The organism is Streptomyces globisporus, assembly GCF_003501885.1.
Lineage (GTDB): Bacteria > Actinomycetota > Actinomycetes > Streptomycetales > Streptomycetaceae > Streptomyces > Streptomyces globisporus_D.
The window spans coordinates 1-19378 of sequence record NZ_QWFA01000020.1; the positions used below are offsets into that span (position 1 = coordinate 1).

A 19378-nucleotide genomic window follows, 5' to 3' on the forward strand; every position below is an offset into this window, starting at 1 on the left:
CCCCCACCCGGCCCGCCGACTCCGGGGGCGGGCCGGTGAGGGCCGAGGGCGCGGGCCGGGTGGGGGCGGCCGTGACGGCTGCCGGCGTCGCCGGAGCCGGCACCGAAGCGGGCTGCGGCTCGGCTTCGGGGGTGGCTTCGGCGGGCCGGTTGGCTTCGACGAAATCGGTCAACTGGCCGACCGTGTGCAGTGATTCGAAGAACATCCGGATGGGGAATTCCACGCCGAACTGCCGGTCGATCCGCTTGCCCAGCTGGACGAGCATCAGGGAGTCGACGCCGAGCGCGAACAGCTCCAGCGAGTCCTCCATGGTGTCCGGGGCGGCGCCGGTGATCTCGCCCAGCGCCCCGGTCAGGAAGGACCGGACGGTCTCGCGCCGCTCCGCCGTCCTGGCGGCGTCCCGCACCGGGGACTCCTCGACGGCCTCCTCGATGACGTGTGTACTGCCGTGCTCGGTCCCGCTCTCGATGCCGGGAGACATCGGAACACCGCCCTTTCCGATGAGGTCGCCGTACCAGATCCGTTGTCTGTCGAACGGAGTGCGGGGGAGGTCCCGGAGATGCCTGCCGGGCGCGGCCGGCAGCAGATCGCGGTCCAGGGTGCTACCGAGCCGCCAGAGCAGTCCCGCGCTCTCCAGGAACTGCCGGACGTCGGAGCGGCCCTTGCGCAGGCTCGGAACGTTCACCACGTCCGCCCCCGCGTCCTGCGCGATCAGCCCGCCCAGCGTCGCCATGGGCGCGACCTCGACGAACACCCGGTGGCCCCGGCCGAGGGCCGTGTCGACGGCCGACGTGAAGAGCACAGGGTCGACCAGATGGCGGCTCCAGTACTCCGCCGTGACCATCGCGTCCTCGGTGACCGCCGCACCGGTCTGCGCGGAGATCCACGGGATCCGCGGGGCGGCGAACCGCTGGTCGCGTATCTGCTCGTGGAGCTCCGCCGCCCCCGGGGCCATCCACGGCGAGTGGAACGGGTGCGATATGTCCAGGCGCTCGACGAAGATCCGCTGCTTGCGGGCCTTGCGCAGCGCACGGTCGAGACTCGGCGCGCGCCCCGAGACGGTGACGTTCTCCGCCGCGTTCACGGCGGCCACCGTGACCTCGGGGAACTCGCGCAGCAGTTCCTCGGCCCGCTCCCGGGAGCAGAGCAGGGTCGCCATGCCGCCGTCCCGCGGCGTGTCCTCCATGACCCTGGCCCGACGCAGCACCAGGTCCACGGCCTGTTCACCGCTCATGACCCCGGCGAAGCAGGCCGCCGCGTACTCGCCGATGCTGTGGCCGAGCACGGCGGCCGGGGTGATGCCGAGCGCCTGCCAGTACCGCGCGAGCGCCAGCTCCACGGTGAAGATCATCGGCTGGGTGCGCAGCGGTGACGCGAACGTGTCCGGGTCGTCCCCGAACATGGCCGCCAGCGGCGACGCGCCCCCGGCCCGCAGGAAGGCCGCGTCGAGGTCGTCCATCTCGCGGCGGAACAGCTCGGCCCGTTCGTAGAGTTCGCGCGCCATGCCGGGGTACTGCGTGCCCTGCCCGGAGAAGACGAAGACCTCTCCGGCGCCCAGCCCCTCGGGGAGCTCGGTGCCCTGGGCTGCCGCCGCTTCGGCCGCCTCCGCGAGGTCGGCCGTCGTGTCGCAGACCAGGGCGCCGCGATGCTTGAGCGCACTGCGACCTGCCAGGGTGCGGGCGATGTCGGCCAGGGGAGCGTCGCCGGTGCGGCTCCACGCGGCCAGGTTCCGCAGGCCTGCCCGCAGCGCTGCGGGTGACTGGGCGGAGACGGTGATCAGGTGCGGGGCGGGGTCCTGGCCGGCCTCCGCCGCCGGCTCCGGGGGAAGGCTCGGCCGGTACTCCTCGACGATGACGTGGGCGTTGGTTCCGCTGACCCCGAGCGAGGTGATACCCGCCCGCCGGGGACCCTCGTCCGGCTCCCACGGGATCTCCTCGGCGACCACCTCGATCGGGATCCGGTCCCAGTCGATCCGTCGGTTGCCGGTGCGGTAGTGCAGTGTGCCCGGGAGCCGGCCGTGCTCGATCGAGAGGACGACCTTGCACAGCCCGGCCATCCCGGCGGCGGACTCCAGGTGCCCGAGGTGGGACTTGATGCTGCTGATCGGCAGCGGGGTCCTGCGGTCCGCGAAGACCCTGGCGAGCGCGTTCACTTCCTGCGGGTCGCCGATGGGAGTGCCCGAACCGTGGGTCTCCACGTACGAGACGTCGTCGATGCCGAGGCCCGCGTCCCTCAGGGCGCTGCGGACCACCTCGGCCTGCGCGCGGCCGTTGGGGACGGTGAAGCCGCTGCTCCGGCCGTTGTGGTTGATCGCGGAACCGCTCAGGACGGCCAGCACGCGGTCACCGTCGCGCTCGGCGTCGGAGAGCCGCTTGAGGAGGACGACCGCGCCGCCCTCGCTGCGGATGTATCCGTCGGCGCCGTCGTCGAAGCTTCGGCAACGCCCGCTCGGCGAGAGGGCGTTCAGCCGGGACCAGGACAGATGGCCCTCGGGGCTCAGGATCAGGTTCACCCCGGCGGCGACGACCATGTCACAGCCGCCCTGGCGCAGCTCCCGCATGCCCATGTGCACGGCGTACAGCGACGAGGAGCATGCCGTGTCGATGGCCATGCTGGGGCCGCGGAAACCGAAGGCGTACGAGATCCGGCCGGCCGCCGCGTTGGCCATGTTGCCGGTGTAGGTGTAGGCGTCGGGCGCGTGCCCCATATCCGCCCCGACCTGTTGGTAGTCGTTGTTGAAAATGCCTACGTAGGTACCGATGCGCTGCCGGTCCCCGACGGTCAGGGGGTCGAACCCGGCGTCCTCGAAGGCTTCCCAGGTCAGTTCGAGCAGGAGCCGCTGCTGGGGGTCGAGGAGCTGCGCCTCCTTGGGCGAGATACTGAAGAAGAGCGGATCGAACCGGTCGACGTCGTCGAGATAGCCGCCCTCCGTGGTGGTGATCGGGGTGGTGTCCAGCGGGCTGTGCCGCCACCGGTCGGCGGGGACGGGACCCACGACGTCGATGCCCTCGCTCAGCACCTGCCAGAAGCGCTCCCGGTCCCCGATGCCGCCGGGCAGCCGGAAGGACATCCCGACCAGCGCCACGGGCTCGGACGGGTCGGCGGCGCGAGCGGGGGCCGGTTCCCGACGCGCGGTGTCCTGCTGCCGTGCCCTCGGCGCCAGCTCCCTCACCAGCGCGCCGACGGACGGGTGGTCGAGGGTGAAGGTGCTTTCCAGACGTACGCCCAGGCGCCGCTCCAGAGACTCCTGGAGCGCGACGAGGCTCAGCGAGTCGAAGCCCAGGTCGAAGAGGCCGGTCTCATGGTCGTGGCTGCTCAGAACGAGTTCGCCGACTGTCACCGCGGGCGGCGTCTCGCCGCGCACCTGGGCGACGACCAGCGCGCACACGGCCTCCACCAGTGCGTCCTGGGCGGGTATCGGCTCCTGCGGGGCGTCCGCGCCACAGATCGTCCCGATCGCACGCGGGCCCTCGTCGGACGGTGAGGGGACGGGGGGCGCGCCCTGCGCCACTTCCGCCAGCGACGACAGGAAGCGGTCCATGCCCTGCTGTCCGCGGGCCAGGGTGGGGATCACCGGGACGGTGCTGCCCGCCGCCTCCACCGTCGAGCGCATCGCGGTCACCAGCGTGGGGTGCGGGCTCGGCTCGACCAGGGCGGTGTAGCCGTCGTCCAGCAGGGCTCGGGTGGCCTGCTCGAACAGCATGCTCCGGCGCAGATTGCGATACCAGTACTCGGCGTCCAGCAGGTCCGTGTCCAGCAGACCGCCGGTCACGCCGGAGTAGAAGGGGATCCCGGAGGTCCGTCGGTCGATCTCGCCCAGGGAGCTCACCAGCCAGTCGCGCTGCTCCTCCATCTGCGGCGAGTGGACCGCGACGCGGATCGAGAGCCGCTGTGCGTACGTTCCCTCGGCTCGCGCCTCGGCGACCAGTCGCACGACCGTGTCCAGATCGCCTGCGACCACCACCGCACGCGGTGCCATGACACCGGCGATGCCCAGGGCGTCGCCGAACGGCGCGAGCCGTGCCCGCGCCTCGTCCGGGGAGAGGGCCAGCATCGCCATGGCCCCGGAGGCCCGCACGCGTGCCTGCGCCTCGCTCCAGACGGCGATGACCCTCGCCGCCTCGTCCAGGGAGAACGCTTCGGCGCAGAGGGCCGCGGCGACCTCGCCGAGGCTGGCACCGGTGACGGCATGCGGCTCCACCCCGTTGGACCGCCAGAGGGCGGCCAGGGAGGTCTGCACCGCGAACACCGCGGGCACCGAGACGTTCACCGGCTCGTACGCCAGGGGGTCCGCCGACCGGACCACGTCCATCAGGGACCAGTCCACGTGCGGCGCCAGGGCGTCCGCGCACTCGCCCATCCGCCGGGCGAAGACCGGTGAACTGTCCAGCAGTTCGACGGCCATGCCGGGCCAGACCGCGCCCTGTCCGGGGAAGACGAACGCGGGTCGCGCGTTCGGCCCGGTCTCCGGTTGCTTCATTTCCCCCACCCCGACCCTGCGCCGGCGAACTTCTTGAACCCGTGATCGGCGATCATCAACTGCTGCAATTGAGAGGTGCCCTCGATGATTTCCAGAACCTTCGCCTCGCGGAACAGCCGTTCCGCCGGATACTGGTCCCAGCAGCCGTTTCCGCCGAGCACCTGCACCGCGTCCGACGTCACCTGCTGGGCAATCGTCGAGGAGAAGTACTTGGCGATGTTGGTCTCGATCGCCGCATCGGGGCTGCGTTCCATCTGCAGTCGGCCCGCGCGGCGGCAGAGTTCGCGCGCCGCTCCGACCTGGGTGACGGCGTCCGCGATCATTTTCTGCACCAGTTGCTGGCTGCCGATCTTCACACCGAACTGCACGCGTTCGGCCGCGTAGGCGCACATGGTCTCCAGCGCGGCCTGGGCGATGGCGACTCCGGCCCAGGCAATGCTGTAACGCCCGTGGTGAAGCGCGGTGTTCGCAACGAGGCCGAACCCCATGCCGATGCTGGAGACGAGGTTCTCGACGGGGACCTCGACACCGGTGAAGGAGATCTCCGCCATGTGCGCCGCACGGTTGCCGAGCATCCCGGACATCGGCTGGATCTCCACACCCGGCGTATCCCGTTCGACGAGGAAGGCGCTCGTCGCATCGTTCTCTTTCGCAAACACCAGGAAGAGATCGGCGATGCCGGCGAACGATATCCACTTCTTCCGCCCGTCGAGGACGAAGACACCCTTCTCGCTGCGGTAGGCGGTGGTGACGGACGCGGCGTCCGAACCGGCGCCGGCCTCGGAGAGGGCGAAGCACCCGATCCTTCTTCCGAGAGCCAGGTCGGTGAGGTACTTCTCCTTGAGCTGGTTCGACGCACGCTCGACGAGGGTTTCGGCGACCAGGGAGGTATGTACCGTCAGTAACGCCCTGGTGGACGCGCAGGCCTTGCCTATGGACTCGGTGAGTTCGCCGTACTCCAGCGGGTCGAGTCCCAGACCGCCCCATTTCTCGGGAACCGCCGCACCGAGGAATCCCGCGTCCGCCATCTTCCTGATGACGTCCTTCGGCAAGTACTCCTGGCGATCGAACTCGGACGCACGCTCCGCGAGCTCTGTTGCGGCGAAGTGACGGGCGCGCTGCTGTACGCCGGAGGGGTCTTCCTTCTCCTCAAGCATTCTTCAGCTCACCCACCATTCTTGATATTCGCTGGACCGAGCTGAAGTTCTGCAGGGTGATGCGGTCGTCCGGGACTTCCACGTCGAACGTGGTCTCGATGAAGTCCAGGAGCTGCATCGCGAAGATCGACGTGACGAAGCCCTTCTCGAAGATGTTGTCCTCGTCGTGCAGGTCCTCGTCCCGCAGTGCGCTCATGTTCGATCGCACGTAGTTCCTGACGACGGTCGCTGCTTTCGCCACGGTGTCGTCCTCGACAGGCGTGACCGTCTCGACGTCCATGACCGCTTCGTTAGGCATTGACTTCCACCTTGATGTATTCGGGATAGCCCTGACTGACAGTGAGGTCGTTCTCGTACGTGTAGTCGTCGCCGTCCTGCGACGCCACACGGAAATTGGCGAGCTGATACGTCAGGAGCATCTGACGGTTGCGGGGGGTACGGCGGAAGTCCGCGAAAAGGCGCGTTTCCGCTTCGGCGGCCCGCTTGACGAGGAAGGACAGCAGAACGGTGCCCACGCCCTTGGAGACCGTCCGGCACGACATCAGCAGCAGCTTGATCGTCCAGCGGTCCCGGCCCTTCTCCACCAGGGCCATGCCGATCTTTCCGTAGGAGCCGTACCGGTCGGTCAGCTCGCAGACCCACAGGTCGTGGTGCGGGTCCCGCATCAGCCGCTCGATCTGCTCGTACGAGTAGTGGATCCCGGTGGAGTTCAGCTGGCTGGTGCGCTTGGTCAGTTCCTCCAGCCTGAGCAGGTCGTCGCCGCCCGCCCTGGAGATGCCGAAGACCAGGCCGAGTTCGCGCAGGAAGTCCTCGCGGGGTCCCTGGTAGGCCAGTTCGGACTCGTGGCGCCGCTCGTCGTCCAGGTACATGAGTCGGCGCCGCCTGGCGTCCTCCGTCACCACGGAGGGGGTCAGGCGGGGCAGCGTGGTGAGGGTGAGGTAGTCCAGCGCGTCGACGGTCTCCACCTCGGGCAGCGCGAACGCGACCTCGTCGCGCTCGAAGGGCTGGTCGTCGATGAACAGGAACGTGTCGATGCCGATGTTGAGCCGTTTCTGGATCTCGGCGACCGAACTCGACTTGCTGTTCCAGTTGATCTGCGGATGGAGGAAGTACTCGGCGATGCCGAATTCTGTCAGCTTCCGCATGGCGTCGTCGTGGTTGTTCTTACTGGCTATCGAGAGCAGGATTCCCCGGGAGTCCAGGGTCCGGAGCAGATCGACGATGCCGTCCTTCAGCGTGACGTCGTCGTCGGCGGAAAGGGTCCCGTGCCACAGAGTGTCGTCCAGGTCCCACACGACGCACTTTGCGCTCTTCACGGCTCGGTCGTCCATGGAACGGGTGGTCTCCGGCATCACTGCGCTCCTGCTTCTGCCAGGCCCGCGCGGCCGGCGGGAATCGGATCGGCGTGCGTGCCGTAGCTGTAGAAACCCTGGCCGCTCTTCCGGCCGAGCAGCCCGGCGTCGACCATCTTCTTCAGCAGCGGACAGCAGCGGAATTTGGTGTCCTGGAACTCCTCGTAGAGGACGGCCAGGGAGTTGACCACGGTGTCCAGGCCGATGAGGTCCGCAGTCGCCAGGGGCCCCATCCGGTGTCCGTAGCCGAGCGTGAAGACGGCGTCGACCTTTGCGGCGTCGGCGACGCCGTCCTGCACGAGGAAGGCGGCTTCGTTCATGAAGAGGTGGGACAGCCGGTTGGAAACGAAGCCCGGCATGTCGTTCACGACGATCGCCTGCTTCCCGAGGGAGGCCGCGAAGGATTCCGCCGCCTGCACGGTTCCGTCCGACGTGTGATGTCCGCGGATCACTTCCACGCCGTCGATGAGAGGGACGGGGTTCATGAAGTGCATGCCGATGACCTGCTGCGGATACGGCATGAGCGAGGCGATCCGGGTGATGGGCAGACAACTCGTGTTGACCGCGATACGCGTTTCCGCTCCACAGACGTCGCGCAGCCGGAGGTAGAGCTCCTGTTTGGCTTCCCGGTCCTCGACGATGTTCTCGACGATCCAGTCGGCGCCGGCCATCCGGTCGAGGTCGGGGCTGTAGGTGATGCGGCCGAGGATCTCTTCCGCGTTCCACTCCGAAAGGACCGGCGACATCATGCGGTACTTCCTGATGAGTCGGCGCAGCCGCCCCGGGGCGGCCTCCAGGACTAATGCTTCACTGTCGCAAAGAATGACTTCGTATCCTTGGGCGGCGCAGGCGAGGGCGACGTCCTTGCCCATGACGCCCGCACCGATTACTCCAACCGTTGCCATGCTCACAACCTCTTGCTCGATACCTCACGAGGAGGCACGCGCCATGGCCATGCCTGTTAGGCGGATGTCCCATGAGGGGACGCCGCTCAGCATGGCGTGCGTATGCCGGAAAATGGCGGTGCGAAGCCGTGTCAGGAATCTGCTGCAACCAGTGCCGCAAACGCGTCGTGCTCGTCCTGCGACCGCACCTGAGAATGGCGGCCGTGCGGCCGCGAGCCCTCCAGGGACCTATGGGTGGCCTAGAAGTGGGCTGTTACCTGGAGACCTGCCTGAGGGTGGACGTCTCCCCACACCCTCGGCTTACCGTGTATCCGCGCTGAAGACGGACTTCCCCCACTGCACATTTCTCCCCCAAGAAAAGATGGAGCAGGGTGGCGCCGCATGTGCTTCGCGCCGGCCTGCCCTTCGTTCTCCGCTGTTCGGAAGCATAAGGGCAGATCCAGGCCAAGTAAAGGTAGATCCAAGTGTCGTTAAAGCATGAGTAAAGCAAGGCCGTTCTGGATTTTCGGTTATGCCCGGTTTGCGATTTCCGGTGGATAGTCGCTGGTCAGTCCCCTGATTCGCGGTCTGTGGGGCGTCCCGGACGCCTCTGCGGCCGGCGGAGGACTTCTGTCCTCCGTCGGCCGCCTGGCGGGATTTCTCAGGCCCGGCGGACCAGCGCGCGCACGCTGATCGTGACGCCGAGCAGGCCCCAGGCCAGCAGCACGGCGATGTCGGGCCCGTGGACCGTACTGCCGTCGGACACCAGCCCGGCGCGCAGCAGGTCACCCGCGGGGCGGAACGGAAGCCAGTCGTGCGCTGCCCGCAGCCAGTCGGGCAGTTGGCTCGCGGGGAAGGTGATCGGCGAGAACAGCATCACGAAGAACACCAGGACCTGGCTGGCGAGCTGGGCGAGCAGGGGCGGGAGCAGTACGGCGAGCGCGTAGCCCATCGAGGTCGCCATCACCGCGGTCAGGACGGAAGCGCCGATCAGGAGGGGCCAGTTGAAGCTGTAGGTGAGGTCGTAGTGCAGCCAGGCCACGAACACCGAGACGGGGATGCCCGGCAGGGCGACGACCAGCCACACCGTCAGGTCGGCCAGCAGGTGCAGCGGGCGGGGCACCGGCAGTGCCCGCAGGTAGGTGAACGTACCGCTGGTGCGGGACTGTGCCACGCCCTGCGGGACCATCACCAGGCCGATGACCATCAGCAGCACGGTGGGGGTGCCCGTGGAGAGGAACAGGGCGGCCGCGGTGTTGAGGTCGTCGATGAGGAACCCGAAGCCGATGATGATGCCCGCCGCGAGCACCGCCTGCACGATCAGGATCAGCGGCAGCATCGCGCCGATCTGGGCCATGTTCCAGCGCAGCAGGGTGAGATAGGTCGTCACCAGGCCGGTGCGCGGCGGTACGGGACGGGCCGACCGGGTGCGGGGGGCGGTCATGGTTGCCTCAGACATGGGCGGCTTCCTCCGTGGTGGCGGCCGCGCTCGAAGCGGTGGCGGCGAGGTAGACGTCTTCGAGGGTTGCGGGTGCCAGCGAGTACTCCTCGATGAGGTGGTCCGCACGGAGCCTCGTTGCCCAGGCGACGGCCGCCTCGGCGTCGGAGGGGCCGAGCGTCAGCAGCACCCGGCGGCCGACCCGGACCCGGCGGGTGAACGGGATCGGCGCACCGGTGGGGGAGTCCGAGGGGTCCGGCCCGTCGAAGTTCAGCGAGAGTTCGAGCCGCAGCTCGTTGTCGCCGGGGCCGCGCAGGTCCTTCGGCGATCCGGCGGCCACGACCTTGCCGTGATCGAGCACGACCAGTTCGTCCACCACGCGTTCGGCCTCCACCACGTTGTGGGTGACCAGGAGTACGCCCGCGCCCTCGTCGCCGAGGCGGCGCACGGTGTCCCACAGCCGCCGCCTGCGACCGGCGTCGACGTCGTTGGAGGGCTCGTCGAGGATGACCAGCGGGACGGGCGCGACCGCCGCCATCGCGAACGCGGTCAGCCGGCGCACTCCGCCGGAGACGCCCCGGCCGTCGGGCAGGGCGCGCCGGTCGAACCACTCGTGGATGTCCAGGTCCTCGGCGAGCCTGCGGGCGGAGGCGGCCGCCTCGGCGCCGGACATGCCGCGCACCCGCCCGGCGATCTCGATGGCGCCACGGGGTGTCAGGCCGTCGATCGGAGCCTGCGACTGCGGCTGGAGTGCCACGCAGCGGCGCGCCGTCGCCGGGTCCGCGACCGCGTTCGCGCCGGCCACCCGGATCGAACCGCTGTCCGGCTTGAGCAGGCCCACGATCTGCGACACCAGCGTGGTCTTGCCCGCGCCGTTGTGGCCCAGCAGGCCGACCACCTCGCCGGCCCGGACCCTCAAGTCGATCCCGTCGTTCGCGACGACCGAACCGAACTTCCTGGTGAGGCCTTCGACCTCCAGCACCGCGTCACTCATATGCGTTCCTCCGTCATCCCCGGTGCACCCGGGCCCTGCGATACTAGCGGTATTTAGATTCGCTCGGTATCTGAAGTCTAGTGGTATCGCGATGCGGGCGGTACGTCAACTAGGATGCGGACATGGATCAACTCGCCCCGACGACGACGCCCCGGGTACGCAAGAGCCGCGCCGAGCAGAAGCGGGAAACCCGCGAGGCGCTGACGCTGGCGGCACTGGGCGCGTTCGCCCGGGACGGCTATCACGGGGCGAGCCTGGAGGGGATCGCCAATGAGGCGGGGTTCTCCAAGGGCGCCGTCTACTCGAACTTCGGCGGCAAGGCCGAACTGTTCCTCGCGGTGATGGACCACAATCTCCAGGCGCTGCGCGGCGCGGACTGGGACCCGTTCGCCGTGCCCGAACCGTCCGGCGCGCCGCTGTCCGACCCGGACGGGGGGCCGGGGGAGGACGCGGCGGAGATGGTGCGGGGCTTCGGTCTGGCCATGCTGGAGTTCATCGCGACCGCGGCCCGGGACGACAAGCTCATCGGTCTGCTGCGAGCCCGCGTGGAGGTCCAGCTGAACGCCTACGGGCGGGTCGCCGCCTCCGGGCGCCCGGAGGGCGAGCACCTGGCCGTCGAGGACATCGCCCAGCTCATGACCGCACTCGACCAGGGAGTCTCCGTGCTCCAGTTGAGCGGCATCGCCTCCGTGGACGGCGCGCTGATGCGCACCGGGCTGCGCCGCCTCCTCGACCCGGAGAGCGCCGCCGTCGAACCGTCACCGGCTCGGGGCGGCCACGCCCCCCACATGCCGGACATCGAGTGGGTACGCAGGCTCACCCGGGACGCCCCGGACGCCTGAACCGGCCAGGGCCTCATCCGAATGAGAGGCCTCAGGTGCCCACCGGCCGTGCTCCCAGCACCGGCAGCAGGCGCAGCTTCTCGTCGTCGGCCGAGCCCGGGGCGGCTGTGTAGACCAGCAGCGTCTGGTTCTGCTCCGGGTCCACCAGCACCTGGCACTGCAGGGTGAGGACTCCGAGCTCGGGATGGCGCACACGCTTGGGATCCACGCGGGGAGCGTCGATCTCGTGCGCGCTCCACAGCGAGGCGAATTCATCGCTGCGTTCCAGGAGGCGGTCGCGCAGCTCCTCGGCGCGTCCGCCCGCTCCCTGCCGGGAGTAGGCGGCGCGCAGGCCGGAGGTGAAGAAGCGGCTGTGCAGCGGGTGGTCCTCCTCCGGGTACAGCAGCCGGGTGGCGGGGTCGGTGAACCACCGGTAGGTGAGGCTGCGCCCGGGGCCCGTGTATCCCGTCTGGTCGCCGAGGAGCGCTGCGGCCATCGGGGTCTGGGCGAGGGTCTCCGCCACGTCGCTGACCACCTGCGCGGGGGTGTCGTCCAGCCGTCCGAGGATGCGCATCAGGCCTGGGGTGATGTGGTCCGAGCGGAGATCGCCGGGGCGGGAGGGTGTGTTGTGCCCGGCGATGCGGAAGAGGTGATCGCGTTCGGCCAGCGACAGGCGCAGGCCGCGGGCGATGGCTGCGAGCATCGGCTCCGACGGCTGCGGTCCGCGCTGCTGTTCCAGCCGGCTGTAGTAGTCGGTGGACATGCCGCTCAGCGCCGCCGCCTCTTCCCGGCGCAGGCCGCGGGTGCGACGCCGCGGCCCGCGGGGCAGGCCCACGTCCTCTGGTTGCAGGACTTCCCGGCGGGTGCGGAGGAAGTCCGAGAGTTGCGCTCGGTCCACGGGTCCAGTCTCCCTCATGCCCCGTATCCGAGGTCGGGGCGGTGTGTGCGGGTCGGACGACGTCAGAGCAGCATGCCGCCCGACGCCTCGAAGCGCTGCCCGGTGACCCAGGAGGTGCCGTCGGCGAGCAGTGCGGCGGCCGCGGCGCCGATGTCCTCGGCCTCACCGGGACGGCCCATGGCCGTGACGCCGCTCAGCATGGAGCGCATCTCCTGGTCGTCACGGACTCCGCCGCCGCCGAAGTCGGTGCCGGTGGCACCGGGTGCGAGGGCGTTGACCGCGATACCGCGCGGGCCCAGTTCCTTGGCGAGGTAGCGGGTGAGGATCTCCACCGCGCCCTTGGCCGCCGCGTACGCGGCGGTGGGCGCGGCGATGAAGCGGGTCAGACCGGTGGAGACGTTGAGGATGCGCCCGCCGTCCTTGATCAGTGGCAGCAGCGCCTGCGTGAGGAAGAAGACCCCCTTGACGTGGACGCCCATCAGACCGTCGAACTGCTCCTCGGTGGTCTCCTCGAAGGGCGCGTACACGCCGTGCCCGGCGTTGTTGACGAGAACGTCGAGGTCCTCGCGGCCCCACTCCTCGGCCAGCGTCGCCCGCACCTGCGCGGTGAAGTCCGGGAACGTGGCGGTGTCTCCGGTGTCCAGCCGCAGGGCGACCGCCCTGCGGCCCAGCTTCCGGGCCTCCTCGACGACGGCCTGTGCCTCCTCGGCGTGCGAGCGGTAGGTGAGGATCAGATCGGTGCCTGCTTCGGCGAGGTGCAGGGCGGTGCTGCGGCCGAGGCCGCGGTTGGCGCCGGTGATCAGGGCGATGCGCGTCATGGTGGGCTCTCTTTCCGTGAGGTGCGGGCAGGACCGCCGGTCCGCCGCCTTCCCGTCAACGGTGTCGCAGGCCGAAGGGCGGATGAAGGCCGCAGTGATCCAGGGATCGCGAATCCCCCCGTACGGGCTCGCGCCATGGCCTCACGCCGGCTGCCGGATGCGGGACAGCGCCGTCGGCGTGAGCACCTGCTCGGGTGGGCCCTGCCCGACCAGCCGTCCGTCGCCGAGGAGGAGGCAGGCGTCGGCCGAGCGGGCGGCCTCCAGGTCGTGCGTGGCCTGGACCACGGTCGTGCCGTCGGCGACCAGATCGGTCAGCAGAGCCGTGATCCGGTTCCGGGCCTCGGGGTCGAGTCCGGTGGTCGGCTCGTCCAGGAGTAGCAGATCGGACTGTTGGGCCAGGCCCTGGGCGATCAGTACGCGTTGACGTTGCCCGCCGGACAACTCGCCGAGCTGGCGGTCGGCGAGGTCGGCGACGCCCAGGCGTTCCATGACGGAGTCGACCACGGTTCGGTCACTCCGGGTCAGTCTCCGCCAGGGGCCCCGCTCTCCCCAGCGACCCATTTCCACCGTCTGTCGTGCGGTGAGGGGGAGTGTGTCGCCGACGGCGCCGCGTTGTGGGACGAAGGCGGGCGGGCGGCCTTCCGCATACCGGAGCTGTCCGGATGTGGCATCGATCACCCCGGCGAGAACGCCGAGCAGCGTGGACTTGCCGCTGCCGTTCGGGCCGACCAGTGCGGTCATGGCCAACGCCGGTATCACCGCGCTGAGTTGGTGGAGCACCGAGCGGCCGGGATAGCCGGCGTTGAGGTCGTCGAACCGGACGCGCTCGCTCTGTCGTTCGCCGCAGGACGGTGCCGTCGCGTTGTTATTGAACATGATTGTCATTGTAGGGTCATCGTATGGAGTGGTTGACGGCCCCCTTCGAGGTGGCCTTCGTGCAGCGTGCCCTGTGGGCCGGGATCCTGGTGTCGGCGATATGCGCCCTGGCCGGAACGTGGGTGGTACTGAGGGGGATGGCCTTCCTCGGCGACGCCATGTCCCACGGACTCCTGCCGGGCGTCGCCGTCGCCGCGCTGCTCGGTGGCAACCTCCTGGTGGGGGCGGTGGCGAGCGCCGCCGTCATGACCGCGGGCGTCACCGCCCTCGGCCGCACCCCACGGCTGTCCCAGGACACCGGTATCGGCCTGCTCTTCGTCGGCATGCTGTCCCTGGGCGTCATCATCGTGTCGCGCTCGCAGTCGTTCGCGGTGGACCTCACCGGCTTCCTCTTCGGCGACGTACTCGCCGTGCGCGAGAGCGATCTGGTGCTCCTCGGGGTGGCGTTCCTGCTGGCGCTGGCCGTCTCCGTGCTCGGCCACCGCGCCTTCCTGGCCCTCGCGTTCGACGAGCGCAAGGCCCGAACGCTCGGCCTGCGGCCGCGGCTCGCGCACGCCGTGCTGCTCGGCCTGCTGGCCCTGGCCATCGTCGCCTCCTTCCACATCGTGGGCACGCTGCTCGTCCTCGGCCTGCTCATCGCCCCGCCCGCGGCGGCCCTGCCCTGGGCGCGAAGCGTCCACGGCGTCATGGCCCTTGCCGCGGTTCTCGGCGCGGCCGCCACCTTCGGCGGCCTGCTGCTCTCCTGGCATCTGCGCACCGCGGCCGGCGCGACCGTCTCGGCCCTCGCCGTCAGCCTCTTCTTCCTGTCCCACCTGGCGTCCGCGCTCCACCACCGACGTCGTACGCGCGGCACCGGCGCCCCCGCCCGTGCCGCCACGTTCACCGCGAACGCCCCCACGCCCCGACCGAACGAAACCTGAGGCGATCCCCTTGTCCGTCCGAACGCATGGCGCGCCCCTGGCGTCCGCGCTCCTGTCCGTGGTCCTGCTGACCGCGGGTTGCGCGGGGCAGGGCAACGCCAAGTCCCCCTCCGGAAGCACTGATTCGCCGACCGTTCCGCACGGTTACGTGGAAGGCGCCGCCGAAGCCGCCGAGCAGCAGTCCCGGCTCCTCCTCGGTGACGTCGGCTCAGGCGACACACGCGTCCTGGACCTGATCACCGGCCGAACCCACGACACGGCGCGCAGAGCCGGTGTCACCGAGCTCACCACGGACGGCCGCTTCGGCTTCTTCCACGGCGCGGACAGCACCCAGGTCCTCGACAGCGGCGCGTGGATGGTCGACCACGGAGACCATGTGCACTACTACCGCGCGAAGTTCAAGGAGGTGGGCGACCTTCCGGGCGGCGCCGGGACGAGCATCCGCAGCGACAAGGGCGTCACCGTGGTGACGGCGGCGGACGGGAAGGCGAGGGCATACCACCGCGCGGAGTTGGAGAAGGGCACCCTCGGCACTCCGGACCGACTTCCGGGCACCTACGGCGGGCCCGTCGTGCCGTACGCCGAACACCTGATCACCCTCACGCGCGCCGGCGACGCCCCCGCGCAGGTCGTGGTCCTCGACCGGTCCGGTAAGCGCGTCGCCGCGTTGGAGTCCGCGTGCGAGGACCCGAAGGGGGACGCGGTCACCCGGCGGGGGGTCGTCCTCGGCTGCGCCGACGGCGCTCTGCTCGTCCGCGAGGACGGCGGCACCTTCACCGCCGAGAAGATCCCGTACGGCGAGGACGTGCCGAACGCGGAGCGGGCCGCGGAGTTCCGGCACCGACCGGGCAGCACCACGCTCACGGCGCGCGCAGGCAAGGCCGCCGTCTGGGTCCTCGACATCACCGAGCGGGCCTGGAAACGCGTGGAGACCGGCCCCGTGGTCGCCGCCAACACCGCGGGCGAGGGATCTCCGCTGGTCGTCCTGGAGAGCGACGGAGCCCTGCACGGCTACGACATGGCCACCGGCGAGGAGACCACCGCCACCGAGCGTCTGCTGAAGGACGTTCCCCGCACCGCCGCCGACCGGTCCGGGACACCGGTGATCGAGGTCGACCGGAGCCGCGCCTACCTCAACGACCCCGCGGGAAAGCGCGTGTACGAGATCGACCACAACGACGACCTCCGGGTCGCCCGCACCTTCGACCTGGACATCCGGCCGTCCCTGATGGCGGAGACGGGCCGATGAGCGTACGCGTGAGGACGGCGCGGCTGCGCGCCCTGCTGCTGGCCCTCGTCACCTTTCTGGTCGTCGCCGGTACGGCGACCGGCTGCGGCTCGGGCGACGACCGGCCCCGGATCGTGGTGACGACCAACATCCTCGGCGACATCACCCGGGAGATCGTCGGGGACGAGGCGGAGGTCAGCGTCCTGATGAAGCCCAACGCGGACCCGCACTCCTTCGGGCTGTCGGCCGTGCAGGCCGCCGAGCTGGAGAACGCGGACCTGGTCGTCCACAACGGCCTGGGCCTGGAGGAGAACGTGACGCGGCACGTGGAGGCCGCACGGGAATCGGGAGTGGCCACCTTCGCGGCGGGTGAGGCGGCCGACCCCCTGACCTTCCACGCCGACGAGGAGGGGGGCCCGGGCGGCGGGGCCGGAGCGCCCGACCCGCACTTCTGGACCGACCCCGATCGCGTACGCAAGGTCGCCGGCCTGATCACCGACCGGGTCATCGAGCACGTGGACGGCGTGAACGAGAAGGCCGTACAGGACAACGCCGAACGCTACGACGGACAACTCGCCACCCTGTCCACCTGGATGGAGAAGTCCTTCGCGGCCATTCCCGAGCACCGCCGCGCCCTCGTCACCAACCACCACGTCTTCGGCTACCTCGCCGACCGCATCGGCTTCCGCGTGATCGGCGCGGTCGTTCCCAGCGGCACGACACTCGCCTCACCCAGCTCCTCCGACCTGCGCTCCCTCACCCGGGCCATGGAGAAGGCCGACGTGCGCACCGTCTTCGCCGACTCCTCCCAGCCCACCCGGCTCGCCGACGTCCTGCGCCGGGAGATGGGCGGTGACGTGAACGTCGTCCCGCTGTACTCCGAATCGCTGACCGAGAAGGGCGAGGGCGCCGGCACCTATCTGGAAATGATGCGCGCCAACACCTCGGCCATGACCGAGGGCCTCACCGGCGGCTGACCGGCTTCCCCGAGGGCCGGCACACCCACGACCGGCCCTTCCACCCCACCCCACCTACCCCGCCATCCCGTGCCCGCAGGGCCGGAGAGGACATGCACACCATGAAGATGAACAGTTCCGTACGCGCCCGTATGCTCACGGGCACCACCCTCGCGCTGACGGCGTCCCTGGTACTGAGCGCCTGTGGCGGCAGCGGCGGTACGGAGTCCGAGGCCGAGCCGAAGCAGGCGGAGCAGGCCAAGAACGGCGGAGCCACCACGGTGGAGAATCCGCTGGTCGCCTCCTTCGACGGGGGACTGTATGTGCTCGACGGCGAGACCCTGAAGCTCGGGAAGACCGTCGAGCTGCCCGGCTTCAACCGGGTCAACCCGGCGGGCGACAAGGACCACGTCGTCGTCTCCTCCGACAGCGGCTTCCGGGTGTACGACGCGGCCCGGCAGACCTTCACGGACGCCGAGTTCAAGGGTGCGAAGCCCGGCCACGTCGTCCGGCACGGCGGCAGGACGGTCCTGTTCACCGACGGCACCGGCGAGGTGAACGTCTTCGACCCCGCCGACCTGGCCGGCGGCAAGCGGCCCGAGGGACGCAGCTACACGTCCGCCGACGCCCATCACGGTGTCGCCATCGAACTGGCCGGCGGAGAACTCGCCACCACCCTGGGCACCGAGGAGAAGCGCACCGGGGCCCTCGTCCTGGACAAGAACGACAAGGAGATCGCGCGCGCCGAGAACTGCCCGGGTGTCCACGGCGAGGCCGCGGCCAAGGGCGAGGTGGTCGGGTTCGGCTGCGAGGACGGCGTCCTGCTCTACAAGGACGGCGCGTTCACCAAGGTCGACGCCCCCGGCGACTACGCCCGTATCGGAAACCAGGCCGGAAGCGACGTCTCCCCGATCCTGCTCGGCGACTACAAGACCGACCCCGACGCGGAACTGGAACGCCCCACCCGCATATCGCTGATCGACACCCGTACGGCGAAGATGAAGCTGGTCGACCTCGGCACCAGCTACTCCTTCCGCTCGCTCGCCCGCGGCCCGCACGGCGAAGCCCTCGTGCTCGGCACCAACGGCGTCCTCCACGTCATCGACCCGGAGACCGGGGAGGTGGAGAAGAAGATCGAAGCGGTCGGCGACTGGACCGAGCCCCTGGACTGGCAGCAGCCCAGGCCCACCCTGTTCGTCCGTGACCACACGGCGTACGTCTCCGAACCGGGCAAGCGCCAACTGCACTCCATCGACCTGGAATCGGGGAAGAAGGGCGCGTCCGTGACGCTGCCGAAGGCCACCAACGAACTGTCCGGGACGGTGGACGGTCACTGACCGGTCCGCGCCCAGCAGCACTCCGCCCCTGTTTCCAGGGGTTCTGAACGGCGCGGCGCCACGGGAGCAGGAACTCCCGTAGCGCAGCGCCGTCTTGCGGAAGGACAGCTTCGGCGGGGCCCGCCAGGTCAGAGCCGCTTCGCGCTGCGCAGGGTCTTGGCGTAGTAGCCGTTGCCGTCAAGCCGGGAGACCCCGCCGACGTCGCCGATGGTCGGGCCGTTGATCTCCTCCCGGCTGGAGACGAAGATCAGGTGGCCCTCGGTGTCGTAGCCGAGCACGATGCCGACGTGGTCGAGCCGCTCCTTCGTGCGGGCGTCCAGCTTGAAGAAGACCAGGTCGCCCGGCTGGAGCTGGTCGATGGCGGACGGCCGGTCGTCGGGGCCCACGCCGGTCAGCGGGAGCACGTCGGCGCCCTCGTCGGAGCGGGCCATGCCGTTCGCGGTGCGCGGCAGTCCGTCGCCCGAGGCGTCCGAGGACATCAGCGGGTAACGGGTGCGGTAGCCGAGCACCATCCGGATGTACCCCGAGCAGTCCAGGGACCTGGCGCGCATGGACTCCGGGGTGCCGGTCTGCCCGTCCCGGAAGGGGTAGGGCAGGCCGAGGTAGTCGTAGAAGTCGGACTGCTCCAGACGCAGGTCGCCGCCCTCAGCGCCGGTGGTGTTCAGCGGCCCGAAGTTGGCGTCACCGGCGTAGGCGACGCCCTGGTCGTCCTTCTTCTGCGGGGCGCCGGCCACGTACTGGAAGGCGGTCGCGAAGACGTCGTCCTCCTTGCTGTCCGCGTACTCGGCGTGCCAGTCGGTGAACCACTTCTCCTTCTCGGCGCCCTTCTTCCAGGGCTCGGGCATCAGACGCACCCAGTCCGTGGTGGAGACCTTGGAGGAGGTGGAGGCCGGCTCGGTGAAGGTGCGGGCCGGGCCGGTGAGCGTGGCCAGGCGCGCCCCGTCGGTGAAGACCGCCTTGATCTGGCCGTCGGAACCGCGCAGCACGGAGCGCGCCGGGTTCTCCAGCCGCGACCAGGTGGCCTCGCCCTTGTCGTCGTCGGCCGAGCCGGAGGCCTTGCCGCCGTCCAGGACGCCGACGTTGCGGACCTCGGTCACCCCGGGCGCCTCCTGCTTGCGCAGTTCCAGGGTGAGGTAGCCGGAGGTCGCGACGAGCGCCAGCACCACCAGTCCCGAGACGACGGGCCGTGACTTCTTCTTCCCTGCCATCGGTTACTCCT

General features: G+C 69.9%; 16 protein-coding genes. 5 read left to right on the plus strand and 11 right to left on the minus strand.

The annotated features are described in order from the left end of the window. From D3105_RS05590 to D3105_RS05620, 7 genes are all read right to left on the minus strand, one after another. On the minus strand, positions 1 to 4480 hold a 4480-nt coding region (locus D3105_RS05590; RefSeq protein ID WP_118900535.1), incomplete at its 3' end, for a type I polyketide synthase. Further along, complete coding sequence (locus D3105_RS05595) at positions 4477 to 5637, minus strand: acyl-CoA dehydrogenase family protein (RefSeq protein WP_118900537.1); 1161 nt, start codon at positions 5635 to 5637, stop codon at positions 4477 to 4479. The genes D3105_RS05590 and D3105_RS05595, both read right to left, overlap by 4 nt. Continuing rightward, positions 5630 to 5935: a phosphopantetheine-binding protein gene (locus tag D3105_RS05600; RefSeq protein ID WP_240646814.1), complete on the minus strand. Its 306-nt coding sequence runs from the start codon at positions 5933 to 5935 to the stop codon at positions 5630 to 5632. Before D3105_RS05600 ends, D3105_RS05595 begins: the two co-directional genes overlap by 8 nt. Beyond that, entirely contained in the window at positions 5928 to 6989 is a 1062-nt protein-coding gene (locus D3105_RS05605) for an HAD-IIIC family phosphatase (protein WP_240646815.1), read from the minus strand. Before D3105_RS05605 ends, D3105_RS05600 begins: the two co-directional genes overlap by 8 nt. Then, the gene (locus D3105_RS05610; protein ID WP_118900541.1) at positions 6989 to 7894 is read right to left on the minus strand and encodes a 3-hydroxyacyl-CoA dehydrogenase family protein; all 906 of its coding nucleotides are present in this window, start codon (positions 7892 to 7894) and stop codon (positions 6989 to 6991) included. Before D3105_RS05610 ends, D3105_RS05605 begins: the two co-directional genes overlap by 1 nt. Positions 7895 to 8534: 640 nt before the next feature. Next, on the minus strand, positions 8535 to 9332 hold the full coding sequence (locus D3105_RS05615; RefSeq protein WP_118900544.1) for an ABC transporter permease: 798 nt from the start codon (positions 9330 to 9332) through the stop codon (positions 8535 to 8537). Beyond that, on the minus strand, positions 9325 to 10305 hold the full coding sequence (locus tag D3105_RS05620; protein ID WP_118900546.1) for an ABC transporter ATP-binding protein: 981 nt from the start codon (positions 10303 to 10305) through the stop codon (positions 9325 to 9327). The genes D3105_RS05615 and D3105_RS05620 overlap by 8 nt, the downstream gene beginning before the upstream one ends. Before the next feature lie 122 nt (positions 10306 to 10427). Between D3105_RS05620 and D3105_RS05625 the strand changes: the two genes are divergently transcribed. Then, positions 10428 to 11147, plus strand: coding sequence for a TetR/AcrR family transcriptional regulator (locus tag D3105_RS05625; protein WP_118900548.1), 720 nt, complete (start codon positions 10428 to 10430; stop codon positions 11145 to 11147). 31 nt (positions 11148 to 11178) lie between these two features. Here the strand turns inward: D3105_RS05625 and D3105_RS05630 are convergent, their stop codons facing one another. From D3105_RS05630 to aztA, 3 genes are all read right to left on the minus strand, one after another. Continuing rightward, positions 11179 to 12024 (minus strand): helix-turn-helix transcriptional regulator, encoded by an 846-nt coding sequence (locus D3105_RS05630; RefSeq protein ID WP_118900550.1) that lies wholly within the window; start codon positions 12022 to 12024, stop codon positions 11179 to 11181. Between the two features lie 62 nt (positions 12025 to 12086). Then, the gene (locus D3105_RS05635) at positions 12087 to 12842 is read right to left on the minus strand and encodes an SDR family NAD(P)-dependent oxidoreductase (protein WP_118900553.1); all 756 of its coding nucleotides are present in this window, start codon (positions 12840 to 12842) and stop codon (positions 12087 to 12089) included. Between the two features lie 141 nt (positions 12843 to 12983). Continuing rightward, on the minus strand, positions 12984 to 13727 hold the full coding sequence (aztA, locus tag D3105_RS05640) for a zinc ABC transporter ATP-binding protein AztA (RefSeq protein WP_118900556.1): 744 nt from the start codon (positions 13725 to 13727) through the stop codon (positions 12984 to 12986). Positions 13728 to 13741: 14 nt separating this feature from the next. Here aztA and aztB point away from each other — a divergent pair, with 14 nt between their 5' ends. The 4 genes from aztB (at position 13742) to aztD (ending at position 18159) form a co-directional block, all read left to right on the plus strand. Continuing rightward, positions 13742 to 14638: a zinc ABC transporter permease AztB gene (aztB, locus tag D3105_RS05645; RefSeq protein WP_118900558.1), complete on the plus strand. Its 897-nt coding sequence runs from the start codon at positions 13742 to 13744 to the stop codon at positions 14636 to 14638. Between the two features lie 10 nt (positions 14639 to 14648). Beyond that, on the plus strand, positions 14649 to 15887 hold the full coding sequence (locus D3105_RS05650; RefSeq protein ID WP_118900560.1) for a hypothetical protein: 1239 nt from the start codon (positions 14649 to 14651) through the stop codon (positions 15885 to 15887). After that, on the plus strand, positions 15884 to 16843 hold the full coding sequence (gene aztC, locus D3105_RS05655; protein WP_118900562.1) for a zinc ABC transporter substrate-binding protein AztC: 960 nt from the start codon (positions 15884 to 15886) through the stop codon (positions 16841 to 16843). The genes D3105_RS05650 and aztC overlap by 4 nt, the downstream gene beginning before the upstream one ends. A gap of 107 nt (positions 16844 to 16950) precedes the next feature. Next, the gene (gene aztD / locus D3105_RS05660; protein ID WP_118900604.1) at positions 16951 to 18159 is read left to right on the plus strand and encodes a zinc metallochaperone AztD; all 1209 of its coding nucleotides are present in this window, start codon (positions 16951 to 16953) and stop codon (positions 18157 to 18159) included. A gap of 128 nt (positions 18160 to 18287) precedes the next feature. On the opposite strand, the gene D3105_RS05665 is transcribed toward aztD, so the two are convergent. Next, positions 18288 to 19367, minus strand: a complete 1080-nt coding sequence (locus D3105_RS05665) for a C40 family peptidase (RefSeq protein WP_118900564.1) — start codon at positions 19365 to 19367, stop codon at positions 18288 to 18290. Positions 19368 to 19378: the final 11 nt, after the last annotated feature.